We start from the raw sequence: 19,663 nt of genomic DNA, 5'->3' as shown, positions 1-19,663 counted from the left end.
TGCCGCGCGCGCGGAAGCGCCTGGCGATAACGCCGGTCTTCGCGCCAAAACCTGCCCAAGATTACAAAACGTTCAGACTCCCCCGTCTCGACAAGCTGTCACAGGCTCGACATGGTTCGCCGCCGTCGCGGACTTGGGGGTCTGCGGTGCGGGGATTGGGGCGGTCGCGCCTCCAACACCAAACATAATTTTGGCTACACGCCCGAGGAGCGTCTCAAGTCATGTCGTTTATGCGTCGCGCCGCGCTCGCCAGCGCCGCCCTGCTCTTGGTCGCGCAGCCGGTCCTGGCGGCCACGCCGCCCAAGCCGGTCGCCGTCCAGAAGGTGGCCCCGAAGGCGGTCAAGAAGGCCGCGCCGGTTTCGGACTTCACGCCGTCGGCCGACATCATCAAGACGCACATGGCCTTCCTGGCCGACGACCTGCTGGAAGGTCGCGAAGCCGGCACGCGCGGCTATGACATCGCCGCCAAGTACGTGGCCGCTCAGTACGCCCTGCTGGGCGTCAAGCCGGCCGGCGACAACGGAACCTATCAACAGCGCGTGCCGCTGATCTCGTTCCGCCCGGCCGGCGAGGGCGCCATGACGGTGACCGGCGCCGACGGCCAGACCGTGGCCCTGACCTTCGGCGAAGACTTCCTGCCCACGCCCCAGGCCCAGGCCGCCGACCTGACGGTGGAAGCGCCGGTCGTGTTCGTGGGCTATGGCGTGGTCGACGCCACCCGCAACCGCGACGACTATGCGGGCCTGGACGTGAAGGGCAAGATCGTCGTCATGCTGGGCGGCGCCCCGGCCTCGATCCAGACCGAGGAACGTGCCCACCTCAGCAGCCCCAACACCAAGCGCGCCGAGGCCGAAAAGCGCGGCGCGATCGGCGTGATCACCCTGTCGACGCCCAGCGGTGAAAAGCGTCGCCCGTTCAAGGCGGGCGTGGCCGGCATGAAGAGCTGGCGCGTGGTGTGGCGCAACGCCCAGGACGTCGGCGCCATCCGTGCGGCGGGCACGCCGTCGCTGGCCTCGCTGAGCCAGGCCGGCGCGGCCAAGCTGTTCGCCGGCGCGGCGGGCTCGCTGGAAACCGCCATGGCCGAGGCCGAAAAGCCGGAAGGCGCGGTCAAGGGCTTCGACCTGGCCACCAAGGTCAAGATCGAACTCAAGACCGAGATCCAAAAGAGCGAGAGCAGCAACGTCGTCGGCATGATCGAGGGTTCGGACCCGACCCTGAAGGCTCAGACGATCATCCTGTCGGCGCACCTGGACCACATCGGGATCAAGCCGAACGCCAAGCCGGGCGAAGACGCCATCAACAACGGCGCGCTGGACAACGCCTCGGGCATCGCCACCCTGCTGGAGGTCGCGCGCGGCTTCAAGAACAGCAAGGTGCGCCCCAAGCGCTCGATCGTGCTGCTGGCCGTGACCGCCGAGGAAAAGGGCCTGGTGGGCTCGGACTACTTCGCCGTCCACCCGACCGTGAAGAAGGCCGACATCGCGGCCAATGTGAACCTGGACATGCCGGTCCTGCTGTACCCGTTCAGCGACGTGATCGCGTTCGGCTCGGATCGCTCGACGATCGGCGAGGTGGTCAAGCACGCCGCCGGCCGCGTGGGCATCGGCGTCTCCCCCGACCCGCTGCCGGAAGAAGGCTTGTTCACCCGCTCGGACCACTACCGCTTCGTCGAGCAGGGCGTGCCGTCGGTGTTCCTGATGACGGGCTTCCAGAACGGCGGCGAGAAGGCCTTCACGACGTTCCTGAAGACCAACTATCACAACCCCGCCGACGACCTGAAGCAGCCGATCGACTACGCGGCCGCCGCGCGCTTTGCGCTGGTCAACTACGAGATCGCCCGCGAACTGGCCAACACCCCGGTGCGTCCGACCTGGAAGAAGGGCGACTTCTTCGGCGGCGCCTTCGCCCCGGCCGGCCACCCGTCGGCGGCGAAGTAGGCATTTGGTGTGTCATCCCGGAAGCCTCGCAGAGGCTATCCGGGACCCAGGGGTTGCAAGAGCGCTGTGCCCGCCGCCCCTGGGTCCCGGCTCTCCCCCCGGCTTTCGCCGGGGTCCGGCCGGGATGACACGGTGTTTTGGTGGACGAGCTGGATTGACCCCGCCGCCGCCCCGCGCGATTTCTAGTCGCCTCTTCAATCAGGACTGATCTGTTGACCGCCCGCACCGGCGCCTACCTGAAGATCGGCGTGATCGCGCCGGCCCTGATGGTGGCCGACGTGTGGCTGGCCCAGCAGCTGTTCCCCGGCTTCGACGCGGGCGCGCAGTTCATCAGCGAACTGGGCGGACCCGAGGCGCCGATGCCAGAGATCTTCAACTACGGCATGGTCATCGCCGGGATCGCGGGTCTGTTCGCCGGCGCGGGCTTCGCCCATGCGCTGGAGCACGCCGGCGGCCGGCGGGTGGTGTCGGCCTTTGCGGGCCTGTTCGTGGCCCTGACGGGTCTGGGCGCGATCTTCGCCGGCATCTTCCACTGGCCTGATCCGATGCACCGCGCCTGCGGGGTGGGGCTGGGCATCCAGTTCGCCCCGCTGTTCGCCGCCTGGGCGCTGTGGGGTAAGCCCGACTATCGGCGTCTCGCCCAGTTCTCGCTGGGCTGGTTCTTCGGCCTTCTGCTGGTCTTCGCCCTGCTGACCGGGGTGTGGAACGTGCGCACCGGCTACGATGTCGGCTACTGGCAGCGCGGGCACGCGTTCCTGGGCCTGCTCTGGCTGGCCATCGCCGCCTGGACGCTCGAAAGAGGCTGGCGCGCGGCGGTGATGAGCGAGATCGAAACCGCCTCGGCCTGAGGCGGCGTTCGCGCCTTAGAGCCTGTCTGGTTTAGATGGAACCATCTAAACAAGATAAACAGGCTCTAAAATCAAATACTTAGAGCCCTTTCAAGCGCTTTAGATGATTCCATCTAAAGCTAAAGGGCTCTAGGCCGCCCGCCGCGCCGCGCCGCGGCCCAGGCGGAACCGCCCGACCAGCGACATCAGCCGCGCCCCCTGCCCCGCCAGGGCCTCGTCGGCCGCGCGGGCCTTCTGGACCATGGTCAGGTTCTCCTGGGTGAAGCGCTCGATCTCCGAGACCTCGGTGTTGACGGCGGTCAGGTCGCGGGCCTGGTCGCGGAGCGACTCGGCGATCCGGCTAGCGGCGGCGTCGATGCCGACGATCCGGCCCGCCACCCCGTGCAGGGCCGCGCCCGTGCGTTCCACCAGCGCCACGCCGGCCTCGACGCGGGCGCCGGACTCGCTGATCAACCCCTTGATCTGGCGCGCGGAGTCGGCCGAGCGCTGGGCCAGGGCCCGGACCTCTTGCGCCACCACGGCAAAGCCCCGTCCCGCCTCGCCCGCGCGCGCGGCCTCGACCCCGGCGTTCAGGGCCAGCAGGTTGGTCTGGAAGGCGATCTCGTCGATCAGGCCGACAATGTCGCCGATGCGACGCGAGGAGGCGTCGATCTGGCCCATGGTCTGGGCGGCCTCGCCCACCACCGCGCCGCCCTGGTCGGCCTCGCCCCGGGCCGAGGCCACCAGGCGTCGGGTCTCGTCGGCGTCGGCGGCCGCGCCGCCCATGGCGCCGGTCACCGCGTTCAGCGAGCCGGCGGCCCGCTCCAGGCCCTGCGCCTGACGCTGGGTGCGGCGCGCCAGTTCGCTGGAGCTCAGCGACAGCGTGTCAGCGGCCGAGCCGATGGCGTCGGCGGCCTCGGCGATCTCGCCGATCGCCTGCTCCAGACTTTCGACCGCGGTGTTGAAGTCGCGGCGCAGCGGCTCATAGACCGGCGCGAACGGACCGGCGATGCGGCGCGACAGGTCCCCCGCCGCCACGGCCGCCAGGGCCTCGCCGACCTGGCTGACCACGTCGGTCTGCTCGTCGATCGACAGGGTCAGGGCGGCGGCGCGGTCGCGGTCGGCGTCAGCCGCCCGGCGCAGGCTGTCCTGCTCGTCGCGCAGGGCCTGGGCGCGGGCCAGTTCGACCCGCAGGGTCTCCAGCGCCCGGGCGATTGAGCCGATCTCGTCGGCGCGTTCGGTCTCGGCCACCGCGCGGTCATAGCGGTTTTCGGCCAGGCCCTTCACCGTTTCGCGCAGGGCCAGCAGCGGGCGGGCGATAACCGTGCGCGAGACCACCGCCAGCACGCCGAGCGCCGCAGCCAGCAGCAAGAGCCCCCCGACCGCCAGGCCCAGGGCCAGACGATGCGCCGGCGCCAGCAGGGCCGCCTCGCTGACGTCGACGACCATGGCCCAGGTCGCGCCCGAGGCCAGGCGCACCGGCGCGACCAGGCGTTGGGCGGTCCGGCCGTTCAGCGTCACGCCCGACACCACGGCGGGCTTGCCGTCGGCCATCACCTGGCGAACCACGTCCAGGCCGGGGTCAGCATAGGGCTTCATACGCAGCGCCACGTCCGGGTGCGACACCCACAGACCGCCCGGCGAGACCAGCATGGCGCGGCCGTCATTGAAGGGCTTGAGCGCGCTCAGCCGCGCGGCGATGTCGTCCAGGGCCAGGTCCGCGCCCATCACGCCGATCACCCGGCCGTCCGCGATCACCGGATGGGTGATCGAGGTCATCAGGACCTGCTTCTGGCCGCCGCCGTCGGCGACATTGTCGGAATAGGGCTCCATCACGGCCGGGCGGCCGCTGTTGAAGCTGGTCTTGTAGAAGTCCTCGCCGAACTCGCCGTCCTCGCCGCCCGAGATCGCCAGCCCCTGCCCCTCGCGCACCCAGTAGCCGATAAAGCGGCCGCTGGCGGTCGAGCCCAGCGCGGTCTTGCCGGCGAAGGCGGCGTCGTCGCCCAGCACATTCGGCTCGAACATCAGCCAGCCGCCCAGCATGGCGTCGGCGGCGTGGGAGACCGGCTTGAGCTGGGCCATATAGACCGCGCGGTCCCGCTGGCCCGCCTCATAGCTGGCCGCGAACAGCGCCGCTGAGGATCGCACCACCGCGTCGGCGGCGTCGAGGTCGTTCTTGACGCCCTGGGCGCTCTCGCCGGTCATGCTGGCGGCGTAGCGCTCGGCCAGGTCTCGAACAGCGTCATTGCTGCTCCAGGCGATCAGCAGCGAGGCTGCGATCAACAGCGCGCCAAGGGCCCCGCCCCCGGCCGCCATCAGTTTCCCCGCCAGAGATAACCGCTTGAACGCACCGGCCATCTTCACGCCCCCAAACTCTACTGTGGCGAGAGAAGGCATGGTAAATCTTGCTGAACCTTGAACGTCGGGCCATCGTTCAGGGGCGCAGGATAAAAAAGGCTCGCCCTAGATGATCATTGTTCACCATCTTAACAATTCGCGGAGTCAGCGGGTGCTTTGGCTCCTCGAAGAGCTGGGCCTGCCCTACGAGATCAAGCGCTATCAGCGCGACGCCAAGACCATGCTGGCGCCGCCGGAGCTCCGGGCGATCCACCCGCTGGGCAAGTCGCCGGTGATCACCGACGGCGACACGGTGCTGGCCGAGACCGGCGCCATCGTCGAGTACATCATCGCCATGTACGGCGGGGGCCGACTGACGCCGACGGCCGGCACGCCCGAGCGCCTGCGCTACACCTACTGGCTGCACTATGCCGAGGGCTCGGCCATGCCGCCGCTGTTGATGAAGCTGGTGTTCACGGCCCTGCCCGCCCGCGCGCCCGGCCTGATGCGCGGCGTGGTCAAGTCGATCGCCGCTCGGGCCCTGAAGGGCTTCGTCGATCCGCAGCTGAAGGCCCATATGGACTACTGGGAGGCCGAGCTTGCCAAGTCGACCTGGTTCGCCGGCGCGGAGCTGACCGGCGCCGACATCATGATGAGCTTCCCGCTCGAAACCGCCGCCCAGCGCGCCGGGGCCGCCGAGCGGCCAAGGATCAAGGCGTTCCTCGAGCGTATCCACGCCCGCCCCGCCTATCAGCGCGCCCTCCAGCGCGGGGGACCGTACGACTACGCCTGACGCCTGGCCGAGGGCGGGCTGAGCTCAGAAGCAGGCACGACACAGAGTTGCACGGCGCCGAAATTCCCATAACATCGTTCTTCGCGATCGCGCGGGGGCACGATGGATTTCGAGAAAGCGCTCAGCTTCGCGGAGAAGTACTCGCGAGAGTACTTGCTCTATCTGCTCGACTTCTTCCGCCGCAAGCGTGGCGATCTGCGGACAGATGTCGAGCAGCCCGAAGGCAAGATCGTCGTCTATGCGATGATCAGCGCCTCGATCGGCCTGTTTCTCAGCTACAAATTCGTGTCCGGTGTGGACCTTACCGCCCAGGCCTTCTTCATCGAGCTGTTCGTGAAGTTCGCCTACTGGCTGGCGATCGCCCTATTTCTCCACCTGATCCTGCTGGTGACGCGAGCCCAGGCGGCGTTCATGACGGCCTTGCTGGTCACCTTGACCGTAATGCCCGTCGCCTACGCCCTGGGCGGCTATGCCGCGTATCTGATGAACAAGCTGTCGTGGTTCTGGGTCGACCTCGACGCCAACGCCAAGGCCCCGAGCAACGACGCCAATTTCGGCGCCGTGCTCACCCAGCACGACTACGCCTATTTCGGCGCCGTGCTCACCCAGCTGGTCATCGCCTTCATCTATTTTCCCCGCTTGCTCAGCCGCGACGGCGCCTTGGCGCGGTGGCGGGTGGCGGTCGCGTCGGTGGGCGTGTCGCTGTTCATCATCATGGTGCAGCTGGTCGCGCTGGCGGGCCAGATTGAAAGGCACAAGGTATGAAACCCCTCCTCATCACGCTCACTGCCGTGCTGATGGCGGCGACCTTTCCAAGTTCCGCAAGGGCCGAGACCGGGTTTCAGAAGCTGGGCCGATGCTTCGCTGACCTAGTCGCCTGCTTAACGCCGCCGCGACGACCGCCGCCAGCGCCGCCGCCCGCACCGGATAACATCCCGCCGCCGCAACCCCTTCCACCAGCTCCGCTGCCTCCGCCGCCTCCGGCGCCTCCACCGGCGTATGAGGCGCGCGAGTTCATCGTGTACTTCCCGTTCGACAGCGCCGTGTTGGACGAATCTGGCCAGATCGTCCTGGTCGCAGCAGCCAACTACGCCAAGTCTGGCAACGCGACGCGGATCGTGGTTGTCGGCCATGCCGACACCGCAGGACCCGACGCCTATAACATCGGGCTCTCCGAACGCCGCGCCAAGGCCACTGCCGACACGCTGGTCAATCTGGGGATCTCGGCCTCGACCATTGCCGTGGATTGGAAGGGCGAAAGCGCACCCGCCGTGGCCACCGGCGATGGCGTATCCGAGCCGCTGAACCGTCGCGTGACGATCAGCCCCAACTTCTGACGCCCGAACTCTGCGCGCAGGTCCAGCGGTGAAAGCCCCTGGACCTGCGACCAAGCGCCTCCTTTCTACGAAATTAACCGTCCGAAAAGAGTGGCCACCCATAACATCCACATGGACTGTGCGGTTAATCCGTCGGTCCGGTGGAGATCGCGCCCTGTGAGCACGCCAGTCCCAAGGACCCGCCGTTTCGCTGCGGTCGTCGGGCCGCTCGCGTTCTCAACCCTGGGCATCATTCTGAGCCTTTTCGCGGCGGTGGCTGTCGACGCCCAGCCGCGCACACCCGGCCGCGTGGCGGCGGTGTTCCCGCCCTGGTGGGACGACGCACGCGTAGTCGCCAGCGCCGGAACCGCCGGCGACATCGCCGGGGCCGGCGGCGCGTCCTTCATCGTCATCCTGCGCGGCGACCCCGCCACGCTGAACCAGCGCGCCCGGACCGCCGGCGCGTGGCTGTTACTGGATCCCGCCCTCGCCGGCGCGTGCGCGCGTCCGGCTTCGGAGCCTGTATCGTCATGAACGTCACCTTCTCCAACCTCGACGCCCAACGCCAGATCGGCGGCAAGCTGATCATCGCCCTCGCCTGGCTGCTGATCCCGATCGTGCTGGGCGCGCGCCTGGCCGTGCAGGCGCCCATCCTGGGGCTCTCGATCGCCGCGGTGCTGGTCGCCACGGGCGCGACCCTGGCCTGGAAGTTCGCCGGCGGGGGATCTGGCGGACGCGCCATGGTGGGGGTCGCGCTGATGGCGCAGGTCTCGCTGCTGGTCGCGGCCCTGGGCGGTCACGCCTGGCAGGCCGACATGCACATGGCCTATTTCGCGGCCCTGGCCCTGCTGGTCGTCTATTGCGACTGGGTGGTGATCGCCGCCGCCGCCGCGACGGTGGCCGTGCATCACCTGGGCCTGTCCTATCTGGCGCCCAGCCTGGTGTTTCCGGGCTCGGCCAATCTGGGGCGGGTCATCGTCCACGCGGTGATCCTGATCGTCGAGGCCGCCGCCCTGATCGCCGTCGCCGCCAGCGTCAACAACATGTTCGCCATCGCCAATACGGCCCGGTCCAAGGCCGAGGACGCCGTGGGCGAGGCGCGCGCGGCCAATGACGCGGCCGAGGACGCCCGCCGCTCGGAGGAAGAGACCCGCGCCCGCAACGCCGCCGCCCGCGAGCGCGAGGAAGCCCAGCGCGACAACGCCATCGCCGCCCTCGGCCAGGGGCTGTCGCACCTGGCGCGGGGCGACCTGACCCTGCGCCTGACCGATCGCTTCGCCGAGGCCTATGAGCCCCTGCGCGCCGACTTCAACACCGCCGCCGGCAAGCTGGCCGACGCGCTTTCGGTGATCGAGCAACGCGTCAGCGGCGTGCGCGCCGGCGCCGACCAGATCGCCGACGCCGCCCTCAACCTGTCGCGCCGCACCGAGCGTCAGGCCGCCAGCCTGGAAGAGACCGCCGCAGCGATGGACGAAATCACCGCCACCGTCGGCCAGACCGCAACGGGCGCCAACAAGGCCGCCGACGTCGTCAGCCGCGCGCGCGAGGACGCCCGCCGCTCGGGCGAGGTGGTCGAGCAGGCGGTGTCGGCCATGACCGGCATCGAGGAGTCCTCGCAGTCGATCAGCCAGATCATCAGCGTGATCGACGAAATCGCCTTCCAGACCAACCTCCTGGCCCTGAACGCCGGTGTCGAGGCCGCCCGCGCGGGCGAGGCCGGCCGGGGCTTCGCGGTCGTGGCGCAGGAGGTCCGCGCCCTGGCCCAGCGTTCGGCCGAGGCCGCCAAGGAGATCCGCGCCCTGATCTCCAACTCGACCCAGCAGGTCGAGACGGGCGTCAACCTGGTGGGCCGCACCGGCGAGGCGCTGGAGCGCATCGTCGCCCAGATCGCCGAGATCGACGGCCTGGTCCGCACCATCGCCGCCTCGGCCCAGGAACAGGCCAGCGGCCTGGCCCAGATCAACGGCGCGGTGAACCAGATGGATCAGGTGCTGCAGGAGAACGCCGGCATGGTCGAAGAGACCTCGGCCGCCACCCAGACCCTCAACACCGACGCCGCCCAGCTGGCCGATCTGGTGCGCCAGTTCGACCTGCCGCGAGGCCATATCGAGCTGTCCCAGCGGCGGGTCGCCTAGGACGCGGCGCGGCGCCCTTTCGCGCCGCGCCGTCGGATGCTCAAGCTTGGCCCCCTTGCGTTACCGGAACCGGGCGCCTATCCTCCCAGCCCCCGGTTGTGCGCGCCCGCGACTGGAAGATCTTCCTCCCAAGGCGTCCGAGCTAAAATCCGCAATGGAAAAAGTGCCGATGACCGTCGCGGGGTACCAGACCCTCGACGAAGAACTGAAGCGTTTGAAGACCGTCGAACGACCGGCCGTAATCGCCGCGATCGCCGAGGCGCGCTCGCATGGCGACCTGTCGGAAAACGCCGAGTATCATGCCGCCAAGGAGCGTCAGGGCTGGATCGAAGGCCAGATCGCCGAGATCGAGGACAAGATCGCCCGCGCCCAGGTCATCGACGTGACGAAGCTCTCGGGCAAGCAGGTCAAGTTCGGCGCCACCGTCTCGGTGGTCGACGAGGACACCGAGGAAGAGGCGCGCTACCAGATCGTGGGCGACCACGAGGCCGACGTGAAGTCGGGCCGCATCTCGCTGTCCTCGCCGCTGTCGCGCGCGATGATCGGCAAGGAAGTCGGCGAAGTGGTCGAGGTCAACACGCCCGGCGGCGTCAAGGCCTATGAGATCCTCAAGGTGGAGTGGCTGTAAGGCGGTTTCCCGCCTCAGCAACGCCACAAGTTGGGTTCAACGGAGCGAGGCCGCTAGCTTAGCGGCCTTGTTTCGTTTGCTGTTCGCCCTTTCGTGCTTCCGGGACCGATGATTTGACTAAGGCCAACCCGCCCCCGTCGAAGACCTCGCCGCTCAAGGTGTGGGCGGTGTCGGACGGTCGCGCCGGTATCGAGGCCCAGGTCGTGGGCCTGGCCGAAGCCATTTCGCGCCTCGCGCCCTGCGAGGTCACGGTCAAGCGGGTGGGCTGGCAGGGAAACATCGGCCGCCTGCCCTGGTGGCTGAACCTCTTGCCCAAGCGCTGGCTGACGCCGGAAAGCGGCCTGCCCGCCGGTCGCAATCCCGACGACTGGCCCGACCTGTGGATCGCCGCCGGCCGCGCCACCCTGCCCCTGTCGATCCGCGCCAAGCGCTGGTCGGGCGGCAAGAGCTTCGTGGTCCAGATCCAGGACCCGCGCGTGCCGCCGCACATGTTCGACCTCGTGATCCCGCCCAAGCACGACCGGATGTCGGGCGACAACATCCTGCCGATCACCGGCTCGCCGCACCGGGTGACGCAGCAGCGCCTAGCCGCCGAGTACGAGGCCTTCCAGGATCTGATCGAGCCCCTACCCCGGCCGCGCGTGGCGGTGCTGGTGGGCGGCAAGTCCAAGGCGTTCGACCTCTCCAGCGAGCGGGCGGCCCAGATCGCCCATTCGATCCAGATCCCGCTGGAGCAGGACGGCGGCAGCCTCTTGATGACCTTCTCACGCCGCACGCCCGAGACGGCCCGCGCCCTGATGACCGCCCGCCTGCGCCACCTGCCCGGCGTGGTCTGGAACGGCGAGGGCCCCAACCCCTATTTCGCCTTCCTGGCGGCCGCCGACTACATCCTCGTCACCGAGGACTCGACCAATATGGCCACCGAGGCCGCCTCGACCGGCAAGCCGGTGTTCGTGCTGAAGATGGACGGCTCCAGCCTGAAGTTCCGCCTGTTCCACGAGGAGTTGGAACGCCAGGGCGCGGCCCGCCCCTATGGCGGCGCCTTCCACGGCTGGACCTACGAGCCCGTCAACGAAACCGACCGCGCCGCACGCGAGGTGCTGGCCAGGATCGGGGTGGAGGTCGCCGAGCCGGTCGCAGAGCCCGAACCGGCCCCGGTGGAGCAGGCGAAGGCGAAGGCGAAACCCAAGCCCAAGGCGCGCCCCGGCGCCGAGGCCAAGGCGCCGACCGAACCCGCCGCGCCGAAGGTTCGCAAGCCGCGCGCGGCCAAGCCGAAGGCCTGATTTTCTTGTCAGGTCGCGGAGGCGCCCTCGCCCTTCGACAAGCTCAGGGTGAGGACGACTGTTGATCCCGGCTCACTCAAAATCCTCATCCTGAGCCTGTCGAAGGACGAGGATTTCCGCGCCGCATCACGCTTGATTTCAACGCCCTAAGGCAAAGGGAAAGCCGCATTGGGGTGAGGGAGAGACCCTAGCCCTCGCCGCCCGGACGGGTCTCCAGCGCGGCGCCGAGCGTGGCGAACAGGCCCTGGATGCTGACGGGCTTGGCCAGGTGCAGGTCCGCGCCGGCCTCCAGGCAGGCGCGCACCTGATGGGGCATGGCGTTGGCGGTCAGCGAGATGATCGGCGTGCGGCGCGCCTGCGCCTCGCGTTCGCGCCGGCGGATTTCGGCGATGGCGGCCAGGCCGTCCATGACCGGCATCTGGGTGTCCATCAGCACCACGTCATAGGCGTGCTTCTCGAAGGCTTCGACGGCGGCCTGGCCGTCCTCGGCCACCGTGACGTCGGCGGCGTCCGCCAGCATCAGGCCGATCACCTTCTGGTTGGTGGGATGGTCCTCGGCAAGCAGCACCCGCAGGCGGCGATCCAGCGCCAGCTCGCCGGCCGGATCGGCGGACGCCGCCGGCGTGCGCTGACCATCGGCCAGGAACAGGGCCTCGAAGACGAAGGTGGCCCCCTCGCCCGGATGGGCCACGCAGGAGATCTCGCCGTCCATCAGCCGAGCCAGGCGCCGGGCGATCGGCAGGCCAAGCCCGGTGCCGCCGACCTTGCGCGTCACCGAACCATCGGCCTGCTGGAAGCGCTCGAACAACCGGTCGGCGCTGTCCTCGTCAAACCCCTCGCCGGTGTCCTGGACGCTGACGGTCAGGTCGATCCGCCCGTCTTCGGCGACAAGGGTCCGGGCCTCGATGATCACCGAGCCGGCGGTCGTGAACTTGACGGCGTTGCTGGTCAGGTTGGCCACGATCTGGCGCACCCGCAGGGCGTCGCCCAGGACATGGTCGTGGAAGTCGTCGGCGAAGGTCAGCCGGAAGACCAGCCCCTTGCTCTCGGCGACGGCCTTGAACACGGCGACCGCCGCGGTGATCGCCTCGCGCAGGTCCAGAGGGTCGCGCGACAGCTCAAGCCCCCCGGCCTCGATCTTGGACAGGTCGAGAATGTCGCTGAGCAGCAGGTTCAGCGCCCGGCCGGAATTGAGGATCACCTCCATCATCTCGCGCTGGGCGTCGTCCAGGGCGGTGCGGCTCAGCACCTCGGCCATGCCGATCACGCCGTTCAGGGGCGTGCGGATTTCGTGGCTCATATTGGCCAGAAACTCGCTCTTGGCGACGCTGCCCGCCTCGGCCTTCTGCAAGGCCTCGGCCAGGGCCGCAGCGCCGGCCTTGCGCTCGGTGATGTCCTCGCAGATCACCAGCAGGTGGCGGCGGCCGTCCTCGCCCGGGATGGCGATCTTGCGGGTCTGCAACCAGCGGCGACCATTGTGGGGCGTATCCAGCGGCTCTTCGTCGATGGTGACCAGCTTCCCGCTTGCGATCACCCGGCGGTCGTCGGCGGCGAAAGCGTCGGCCTGCTCCTTGGGAAAGAAGTCGTAGTCGCTCTTGCCCAGGAGCTCGGCGCGCGGCACGCCCAGCTGATTCTCGGCGGCCCGATTGACCAGCAGGAAGGCGCCCGTATCGCCGTCCTTGACGAACAGCATGGCCGGCGTGTTCTCGACAATGGTGTCCAGAAAGCTGCGGGCCGCCAGGGCCTGGGCCTCGCGGCGACGCAGGTTGGTGAGGTTGGCGCAGGTGGTGATCAGCCCGCCGGCGGGCGTGCGCCGGCTCTCGAACCGCAGATACTCGCCGAACTCTTGGCGAATCTCTTCGATACGATCCAGCTTGCGCCGGCCCAGCTGGTGGGCGAGCCAGGCCGCGCGATCGCCATTGGCCTCGGGAAAGCGCCCCGCCGCCAGGCCCGCCAGCAGCAGGCTCTCGAACGTGGCCCCCACCGCCAGGGTGACGCCCCACTTGGACCACAGTTCGCCGTACCGGGCGTTCCAGATGACGCAGCGATCCTCGGCGTCGAACAGCGCAAAGCCTTCCGGCGCGGCTTCGAACGCCTCTTGCAGCGCGGTGTCGACGGCGTGTGTGTCCACAAGAGTAGCGGCGTTCATGAAGCCTCACGGAGTGTGCGACCGGCTTAAAAAGCGCACAAAGGAGCTTAACGAGGTTGAACGCAGCGCCTTGAAGCGGACGATGCGGCGATTTGTCCCGCGCCGACGCCCCACCGCACACGCCGCACGCATCGCGCCCGCCACGGCCAAACGGCTCGCCCTTGCCAGCGCCCCCGAACCCGCGCGAAATCAGCGGATGATCCTCGCCATTCTTCAGGCCCGCATGAGCTCCACCCGCTTGCCGGGCAAGGTGCTGATGCCGATCCAGCGCCAGCCGATGATCGTGCGGCAGATCGAGCGGGTGGCCCGCTCCAAGCGTATCGACAAGCTGGTGGTCGCCACCTCCGACCGGCCCGAGGACGACGCCATCGAAGCGGCCGTCCGCCGCGAGGGGATCGCGGTGTTTCGCGGCTCGCTCGACAATGTGCAACAGCGCTTCATCGGCGCGCTGGACGCCCATCCGGCCGACCACGTGGTGCGCCTGACCGCCGACTGCCCGCTGGCTGATCCCACCCTGATCGACGCCACGATCGACCTGTGCCTGTCGAAAGGCGCGGACTACGTCAGCAACACCCCCGAAGGCCACGCCCACCCCAAGGGCACCGATGTCGAGGTGATGACCGCCGCAGCCCTGCGCCGCGCCGCCGCCGAGGCGACCACCAAAGAAGCCTTCGAGCACGTCACCTGGGACCTCTGGAACCAACCCGAGCGCTGGACCTGCGCCTGGCTGCCGTGCTTTCCCGACCAGGGCGCGGTGCGCTGGACGGTCGACCGGCCCGACGACTACGCCTTCGTCGCGGCGGTCTATGACGCCCTCTATCCGACGAACCGCGCCTTCACCTCCGACGACATCCGCGCCTTCGTCGCCGGCCGGCCGGACCTCTTGGACTACGGCGGCGACCGGCGGGCATGAGCTTGCGCATCGTCTTCGTCTGCGCGGCGGGCCCCAGCGTCGGCGGGGGCCACGTGATGCGGTCCCTGACCCTGGCGCGGGCGCTGGCGGCGCGCGGGGCGGCGTGCGCGTTCCTCGGCACGCCCGAGGTCGCGGCGGTGCTCGACGCCTTCGGCCCCGACATGGCCCGCACGGAGACGACCGAGCCCTTCGACGCCGTGGTCTTCGACAGCTACGCGCTGACGGCCGACGACCACCGCAGGATCGCGGCGGGCCGCCCGACCCTGGTCATCGACGATCTGGCCGACCGGCCGCTGGCCGCCGATCTGGTGCTGGACGCAGGGCCCGCGCGGCGGGCCGAAGACTATGCGGGCCTCGTCCCCGCTCACGCCCGCCTACTGCTGGGTCCGAACCACGCGCCGGTGCGCCCGGCCTTCGTCGCACTGCGCGAGGCCGCCCTCGCCCGCCGCGCGCAGCAAGGTCCGGTGCGGCGGATCCTGGTGTCGCTGGGCATGACCGATGTGGGCGGTATCACCGGCCGGGTGGTGGCGCTGCTGGCGCCGATCCTGGGCGACATCACGCTGGATCTCGTCGTCGGCGCCGGCGCGCCCAGCCTGCCGGCCCTGCGCGCCCTGGCCGCAAAGGACCCGCGCCTTGTGCTGCACATCGACGCCCAGGACATGCCGGTCCTGGTGCTGGCGGCGGACCTGGCCATCGGGGCCGGCGGCTCCACCACCTGGGAGCGCTGCGTCCTGGCCCTGCCGGCCCTGACCCTGATCCTGGCCGACAACCAAATCGCCGCCGCCCGCGCGCTGGAGGCGGCCGGCGTGACCCCGTGCCTGGACGTGAACGCGGCGGACTTCGAGGCGGCCTTTGCGGCGTTGGCGCAGGCGCTGATCGGTGACACGGGCCGCCGCGCGGCGTTGTCGGCGGCCAGCGCGGGCGTGTGCGACGGGCGGGGGGCTGAGCGAGTGGCGGAGGCGTTTTTGGGCGTGCTTTAAGCGTAAAGCAGCTCTCATCGCCCCACCCGGTGTCATCCCGGAAAGCGCGCAGCGCTTATCCGGGACCCAGGGGGTGACAAAGCGCCGTGCGGCGGCCCCTGGGTCCCGGCTCTACAGCCCGCAAGCGGGCTTCCGGCCGGGATGACACGGTAATGTTGTTGGGCTGCGTAGGCGCCGTCCTCAGCCCGAGCTTGTCGAGGGGCGCTTGCTCACCTGCGACAACCCGCCTCGCACCACACCCTCATCGTTAACAGGTTGTTCGCTGCTTCGGCCCGATTCTCCGGGCCACCATGCGCGCCCTGCCCGACATCCGCGGTCTGAAATATCCGGACGAGTTCATCGCCCGGCACTTCTTCAAGCGTGGCCTGCACCAGCGCACCGGCCGGGTGGTCGAGCTGGGCGGCGGGACGGGCAACAATCTGTCGCTCTACGCCGCCTATGGCTGGGACCTGACCAATGTCGACTATTCGGCCGCCGCCCTGGCCGATTGCCGCTGGAACCTGGGGGACGATGTCACCCTGATCGAGGCCGATCTTTCCAAGGGCCTGCCTGACCTCCCCGGCGCGCCGATCGACGTGCTGCTGATCCCCAACCTGCTGTGCTACCTGACCAGCGCCCAGGCCACGGCGGTGCTGACCGCCGCGCGGGCGCGCCTGGCGCCCCGCGCCGAGGTCTTTGTCCGCACGCGCCTGATCGACGACTTCCGATGCGGCAAGGGCGTCGAGGAAGAGCCGAACGGCTGGCGCCTGGCCACGCCCGAGACCGGCGAGGCGGGGCTGTTCAACCTGTTCTACACCGAGGACGGCCTGGTGCGCCGCCTCGTCGACGAGCTGGGCCTCGTCGATCCCGTCGCCCTGAAGGTGGCGTTCGACAACATCCAGAACGGCGTGTTCGTCTCGCCCAACAGCGACCTCGTGGTCTGGGGCGCGACGGCGTGAGCGGCCCCCGACGCATCCGGATCATCGGCGGCGGCCTGACCGGCGTGCTGGCGGCCTTCGAGGCCCATCGTATGGGCTGGCGCGACATCGTCCTGCAGGAACGCTTCGAGGCCCTGGGCGGCGTCGCCCGGCCCAAGCTGATCCACGGCCGCGAGATGCGCGACGGCTGCGTCTATTTCGGCGGCGAGACCGATCCGATCGTCCAGACCCTGAGCGCCCACGGCGCGCGGTTTGAGACCTTCGACAACCGCTTCGGCTCGATGAGCGCCGACTTTGCGGGCCGCCGCGTCTTCACCTGGGACTTCGGCGGGCCGGCGGTCGACTGCCCGGCCTACAAGGTCAAGGCCCCCGCCGACGACAGCCTGGCCGCGCGCCTGGCCGCCTATCCGCCCGAGATCGCCGCCACGCTGGAGGACTATGTCCGCTGGCACCTGGGCGCTGATCCGGCGCTGGTGCACGGCGATGCGGTGATCCCTATGGCCATCAACCGGGTGTTCCCGGCCGCCGCCGACCTGACCGCCCTGGCCCGCGCCAAGGCGACCGATCCGTGGACGGATGAACTCTACGCCATCCCCCGCGCCCTGTCGGGCCGCACCGCCAACCTGGTGGCCAGCCTGCCGGAAGGCGGCTTCGCCAAGCTGTTCGACGGGCTGCAAGCGGCCCTGACCAAGCTGGGCGTCAAGGTCGAGACCAACTGCCTGGTCCCGCCGCGCCAGTTGATGGCCGAGACGGCCGCCGACGAGACCATCGTCTGGGCCGCCAACCCGACGCCGCTGTTCAAGCCGATGGGTCTGGCGACGCCCGCGCTCGTGAAGAAGAGCTTCTTCACCTATGTCTTCGAGGTCGAGGCGTTCGACGGCCCCTGCCCGGTCTATGTCCAGAACTTCACCGCCCAGGGCGCGACCTTCCGCGCCTATCTCTACGAGAGCGGCGGCGCGAAACTGGTGGTGGCCGAGTGCGTGCGCGAGGCGGATCTGAAAACCCTGCCCGGCGAGCTGCGGACCCTGTTGTCAGGCTTTGGCGCTGCGACCCTGGGCCCGATGGTCCATGCCGACGCCCAGCCGCGCTGGATCTATCATTCGCTGGAGGCGATCGCGGGCCTCAAGGCCCTGCGCGCCGAGCTGGCCGCCCGTTTTGGCGACCGCTTCATCCCCGGCGCCTGGGAGCCCTACGCCAAGGCCGCCAAGCTGGCCGAGGTCAACGCCGCCCTGGCCCGCGCCCGCGACCTCGCCGCGCCCGCCGTCGCCAAAGCCGGATGACCGCCGCGTCGCCTCCCCGGACGGCGGCGATCATGCAGCCGACCTATCTGCCCTACCTCGGCTATTTCCAGCTGATGGCGGCGGCGTCGGTTTTCGTGTGCCTGGACGACGTACAGTTCGCCCGCCGCTCGTGGCAGTCGCGCAACCGCATCCTGACCGCCCAGGGCGAGCTGATGCTGACCGTGCCGGTGAAGAAGCACGACCGCGACACGCCGATCCACGCCATCCAGATCGACGACAGCCAGCCCTGGCGCGACAAGCACCTGGCCGCCATCCGCCACGCCTATGGCAAGCGGCCGTTCTTCGCCGAAGGCTGGGCCTTCATCTCCGAGCAGCTGGCCCGCGAGCGCGACGGGGGCCTGGCCGACCTGACCTGCGGCCTCACCCAAGCCGCAGCGGCGCAGCTGGGGATCACGCCGGATTTCGTCCGCGCCTCGGACCTGAAGGCGCCCGGCGCGCGGTCCGAGCACTTGCTGGCCATCTGCCGCGCGGTCGAGGCGCAGGCGTACGTCTCGCCGATGGGCTCGGCCGACTACATGGAAGAAGACGGCGTCTTCGAGGCCGCCGGCTTCCCGGCGCGGTTCCAGCCGTTTCGGATGGTGGAATACCCGCAGGCAACCGAACCGTTCACGCCCTATATGGGCTTTGTCGACGCCCTGATTAATGTCGGCTGGGCCGGGATGCGGGCGCTGGTGGCGCCCTAGCTCGATTTCGCACCGCAGCGTCGCCCGACGTGATAGGCTGACGGTGAGGCGTTACGAACCGCCCCCGACCAAACACCTCCCGGCCCCTTCCCCTATGATCGCGGATCGCGGCCAAGGCTCCCCGCCTCCGGGGAGCGCTTCCTGACTGCCCGAAATCGACCCTCACGTCCCCTGGCCGGACGCGCGGCGACGCGCCGCTTCCTATCGCGGAGCGCCGCGCGCGCGCGTTCGCCGCTCCAGCAGAAATGACCCGCCGATGAAAACCTATCCGGGCACGCGCCCCTCCGGCCCAAAGGGCCTGAACGATCCCCGCTCGACCGGCGGTCAGCCGCCCCGGCCCCGCCCGATCGATCCCGACGCCCTTCGGGGGACCAAGACTTGAGCCGGCCGCCCGCGATCGACACGCGCCCCGCCTCCGCCCCGCCCGCCGTTCCCGCCCAGCGGCCTGGCGATGTGATCGCCTATCTGGTGCTGGTTCACCGCTATCCTGCGCAGTTCAAACGGCTGTTTCGGGCCATCCACGATCCCGACAACTACTATCTGGTCCATGTCGACAAGAACTCTGGTCCGGCGCTGCAGGCCGAGATCCGCGACTTCCTGGCCGCCTATCCCAACGCCGCCGTGCTGGAGAGCAAGAAGGCCCTGTGGGGCGGCTACAGCCTGGTCGACGCCGAGCTGCGCGGCATGGAGACGCTGCTGGAGATGGGCCGGGACTGGGATTTCTTCATCAACCTGTCGGGCCAGGACTTTCCGCTGATGACCCAGAAGCGCATCCGCGCCTTCCTGGCGCAAAATCGCGGCCGCGAGTTCATCCGCGTGCTCGATCAGGCCCGCATGCGGCCCGACACCATGGGCCGGGTGCTGCAGCATGTGGTCGAGCTGAAGGGCCGCATCGTCGACACCCTGGTCACGCGCCTCTTCCTGGACGGGGCCACCCCCTATATCGGCACCCAGTGGAAGATCGTCAGCCGCGCCTTCTGTGACTTCGTCTGCCACGACCCGTCGGTCGACCGCTACAAGGCCTTCTACCGCAACACCTTCATCGCCGATGAGGGCTTCTTCCAGACCGTGATGATGAACACCGCCGTGCACGGCGAAATCATCAATGACGACAAGCGGTTGATTGACTGGATCCCCGACGGCGACATCAAGCTGAGGCCCCGCACCTTCGTGGCCGCCGACGCCGCCCAGCTGACCGCCGGCGCCGACCTCTTCGCCCGCAAGTTCGACATGCAGGAGGACAGCGAGATCCTCGACCTCCTGGAAGCCCATCTGCGCACCCAGGACGCGGCCAATGTGGCCGTAACGCCGGAGATGATCGGGGCGCGGCTTCTGGAGGAGGCTTGACGGGCATGGACTGGGGCGGGCGCAGGCTGGAGCGGTCTTGATCTTCGCCACGCCGCCTATCGGCGCCGCGCCACCTCCCCCGTTTCACGGGTGAGGAGGAATGCCCCCCCTCCTGCC

General features: G+C 69.3%; 18 protein-coding genes and 1 pseudogene. 17 read left to right on the top strand and 2 right to left on the bottom strand.

Annotated elements, in window-relative coordinates; genetic code table 11:
* Nucleotides 1–221 precede the first annotated feature (221 nt).
* Nucleotides 222–1,937, top strand: coding sequence for a M20/M25/M40 family metallo-hydrolase (locus CVUC_RS18880; RefSeq protein WP_096034034.1), 1,716 nt, complete (start codon nucleotides 222–224; stop codon nucleotides 1,935–1,937).
* 197 nt (nucleotides 1,938–2,134) lie between these two features.
* Nucleotides 2,135–2,785 carry a DUF998 domain-containing protein gene (locus CVUC_RS18875; RefSeq protein WP_096034035.1) on the top strand — a complete coding sequence of 217 codons (651 nt, stop codon included), beginning with the start codon at nucleotides 2,135–2,137 and terminating at the stop codon, nucleotides 2,783–2,785.
* 129 nt (nucleotides 2,786–2,914) lie between these two features.
* Here CVUC_RS18875 and CVUC_RS18870 read toward each other — a convergent pair whose 3' ends face one another.
* Complete coding sequence (locus tag CVUC_RS18870) at nucleotides 2,915–5,128, bottom strand: methyl-accepting chemotaxis protein (RefSeq protein ID WP_164468192.1); 2,214 nt, start codon at nucleotides 5,126–5,128, stop codon at nucleotides 2,915–2,917.
* A 103-nt stretch (nucleotides 5,129–5,231) separates the two neighbouring features.
* On the opposite strand from CVUC_RS18870, the gene CVUC_RS18865 reads away from it, so the two are divergent.
* From CVUC_RS18865 to CVUC_RS20615, 8 genes and pseudogenes are all read left to right on the top strand, one after another.
* Nucleotides 5,232–5,894 carry a glutathione S-transferase gene (locus CVUC_RS18865; protein ID WP_010920683.1) on the top strand — a complete coding sequence of 221 codons (663 nt, stop codon included), beginning with the start codon at nucleotides 5,232–5,234 and terminating at the stop codon, nucleotides 5,892–5,894.
* Between the two features lie 102 nt (nucleotides 5,895–5,996).
* Nucleotides 5,997–6,659: a hypothetical protein gene (locus CVUC_RS18860; protein WP_096034037.1), complete on the top strand. Its 663-nt coding sequence runs from the start codon at nucleotides 5,997–5,999 to the stop codon at nucleotides 6,657–6,659.
* Complete coding sequence (locus CVUC_RS18855) at nucleotides 6,656–7,231, top strand: OmpA family protein (protein WP_096034038.1); 576 nt, start codon at nucleotides 6,656–6,658, stop codon at nucleotides 7,229–7,231. The genes CVUC_RS18860 and CVUC_RS18855 overlap by 4 nt, the downstream gene beginning before the upstream one ends.
* Nucleotides 7,232–7,387: 156 nt before the next feature.
* On the top strand, nucleotides 7,388–7,744 hold the full coding sequence (locus tag CVUC_RS18850) for a hypothetical protein (RefSeq protein WP_164468193.1): 357 nt from the start codon (nucleotides 7,388–7,390) through the stop codon (nucleotides 7,742–7,744).
* Nucleotides 7,741–9,345: a methyl-accepting chemotaxis protein gene (locus CVUC_RS18845; protein WP_096034040.1), complete on the top strand. Its 1,605-nt coding sequence runs from the start codon at nucleotides 7,741–7,743 to the stop codon at nucleotides 9,343–9,345. Before CVUC_RS18850 ends, CVUC_RS18845 begins: the two co-directional genes overlap by 4 nt.
* Nucleotides 9,346–9,499: 154 nt before the next feature.
* Nucleotides 9,500–9,973, top strand: a complete 474-nt coding sequence (gene greA, locus CVUC_RS18840; protein WP_010920688.1) for a transcription elongation factor GreA — start codon at nucleotides 9,500–9,502, stop codon at nucleotides 9,971–9,973.
* Between the two features lie 113 nt (nucleotides 9,974–10,086).
* Nucleotides 10,087–11,256, top strand: a complete 1,170-nt coding sequence (locus CVUC_RS18835; protein WP_096034041.1) for a mitochondrial fission ELM1 family protein — start codon at nucleotides 10,087–10,089, stop codon at nucleotides 11,254–11,256.
* 24 nt (nucleotides 11,257–11,280) lie between these two features.
* A pseudogene (locus CVUC_RS20615) lies at nucleotides 11,281–11,406 on the top strand (hypothetical protein); the annotation flags it as partial.
* Nucleotides 11,407–11,443: 37 nt separating this feature from the next.
* Here CVUC_RS20615 and CVUC_RS18830 read toward each other — a convergent pair.
* Nucleotides 11,444–13,405, bottom strand: coding sequence for an ATP-binding protein (locus tag CVUC_RS18830; protein ID WP_096034042.1), 1,962 nt, complete (start codon nucleotides 13,403–13,405; stop codon nucleotides 11,444–11,446).
* 196 nt (nucleotides 13,406–13,601) lie between these two features.
* On the opposite strand from CVUC_RS18830, the gene CVUC_RS18825 reads away from it, so the two are divergent.
* The 7 genes from CVUC_RS18825 (at nucleotide 13,602) to CVUC_RS18795 (ending at nucleotide 19,546) form a co-directional block, all read left to right on the top strand.
* Nucleotides 13,602–14,318, top strand: coding sequence for a cytidylyltransferase domain-containing protein (locus CVUC_RS18825; protein ID WP_096034043.1), 717 nt, complete (start codon nucleotides 13,602–13,604; stop codon nucleotides 14,316–14,318).
* Complete coding sequence (gene pseG / locus CVUC_RS18820; RefSeq protein WP_096034044.1) at nucleotides 14,315–15,298, top strand: UDP-2,4-diacetamido-2,4,6-trideoxy-beta-L-altropyranose hydrolase; 984 nt, start codon at nucleotides 14,315–14,317, stop codon at nucleotides 15,296–15,298. Before CVUC_RS18825 ends, pseG begins: the two co-directional genes overlap by 4 nt.
* Before the next feature lie 290 nt (nucleotides 15,299–15,588).
* A complete protein-coding gene (locus CVUC_RS18815; protein WP_096034045.1) occupies nucleotides 15,589–16,236 on the top strand; it encodes a class I SAM-dependent methyltransferase in 648 nt (215 codons plus the stop codon).
* Nucleotides 16,233–17,495 carry a flagellin modification protein FlmF gene (locus tag CVUC_RS18810; protein WP_096034046.1) on the top strand — a complete coding sequence of 421 codons (1,263 nt, stop codon included), beginning with the start codon at nucleotides 16,233–16,235 and terminating at the stop codon, nucleotides 17,493–17,495. Before CVUC_RS18815 ends, CVUC_RS18810 begins: the two co-directional genes overlap by 4 nt.
* Nucleotides 17,492–18,199 (top strand): WbqC family protein, encoded by a 708-nt coding sequence (locus CVUC_RS18805; RefSeq protein ID WP_096034047.1) that lies wholly within the window; start codon nucleotides 17,492–17,494, stop codon nucleotides 18,197–18,199. The genes CVUC_RS18810 and CVUC_RS18805 overlap by 4 nt, the downstream gene beginning before the upstream one ends.
* 256 nt (nucleotides 18,200–18,455) lie before the next feature.
* Entirely contained in the window at nucleotides 18,456–18,581 is a 126-nt protein-coding gene (locus CVUC_RS18800) for a hypothetical protein (protein WP_010920699.1), read from the top strand.
* The gene (locus CVUC_RS18795; protein ID WP_096034048.1) at nucleotides 18,578–19,546 is read left to right on the top strand and encodes a beta-1,6-N-acetylglucosaminyltransferase; all 969 of its coding nucleotides are present in this window, start codon (nucleotides 18,578–18,580) and stop codon (nucleotides 19,544–19,546) included. Before CVUC_RS18800 ends, CVUC_RS18795 begins: the two co-directional genes overlap by 4 nt.
* Nucleotides 19,547–19,663 lie beyond the last annotated feature (117 nt).

It is taken from the genome of Caulobacter vibrioides, from assembly GCF_002858865.1.
GTDB lineage: Bacteria > Pseudomonadota > Alphaproteobacteria > Caulobacterales > Caulobacteraceae > Caulobacter > Caulobacter vibrioides.
The sequence above is the reverse complement of the archived record's forward strand: the minus strand, read 5'-3'. Positions and strand labels throughout refer to the sequence as shown.